Here is a 695-nt window from a genome sequence, read left to right as displayed (position 1 = left end):
CAGGTGCATGCCCTGCCTGAGAGTTGAAACTATCGTTCTGGGCTGAAGGAAGGCACCGCCAGAGGACTACTTGGCTTGAGCTCGAAAGTCCGAGGCTAGCGTTTCATCTGCCAGGAGACGAACTCGTCTCCGGCATCAAGGCCTTCCCCGCACACCAGCAATGGCTGGTTGTCGGACGTGGCGCCGAGTAGAGCGCGAACCTCGCTTCTTCTCTGAACGTGGTGGGCTCAGCGCGTTGGTAGCCGGTCCACTATGCTGGACAAGACCTTTGGCGGCAACGTGATGCCAGACAGCCTCCAGGTCGCTCCTTCATAATGCAGGCTAACGCTCCCGGCGTCCTGATTTGCTCCGAGCTTCACCGCAAACTCGACCGGCTTCACTAGCGTTATCCGCCCCACGAACACAAAGATGTTCGAAAGGTCAAGCTCGGCAAACGAAGACATCGTCCCAAATGTAATGTTTTCTGCCGCGTTGCGGACGGTGCCGCTCCTCAACAGGACGGACAAATTTTCCGGTGTCATGAGCTTGACCGCGAGATCGTCGGCAATTGTCGCACCGAATGCGTTGACTGCCATTCGTTCAAACGGCTGCACCGGCCGCTTTCGGCCAATTCGGTCGAGATAAGCGGACACAACCTGATCGACTACCGAATGACGGAGGCGCGGAAGATTAGTCCGGGCCATCACCTGAGCGGC

1 protein-coding gene is annotated in these 695 nt (G+C 57.8%); it reads right to left on the bottom strand.

Features of this window, described 5'->3' with window-relative positions; genetic code table 11:
• Nucleotides 1-227 precede the first annotated feature (227 nt).
• On the bottom strand, nucleotides 228-695 hold a 468-nt coding region (locus tag IVA75_RS24685), incomplete at its 5' end, for a DUF2939 domain-containing protein (protein WP_247359500.1).

The sequence above is a fragment of the Bradyrhizobium sp. 134 genome (assembly GCF_023074155.1).
Classification (GTDB): domain Bacteria; phylum Pseudomonadota; class Alphaproteobacteria; order Rhizobiales; family Xanthobacteraceae; genus Bradyrhizobium.
The sequence above is the reverse complement of the archived record's forward strand: the minus strand, read 5'-3'. Positions and strand labels throughout refer to the sequence as shown.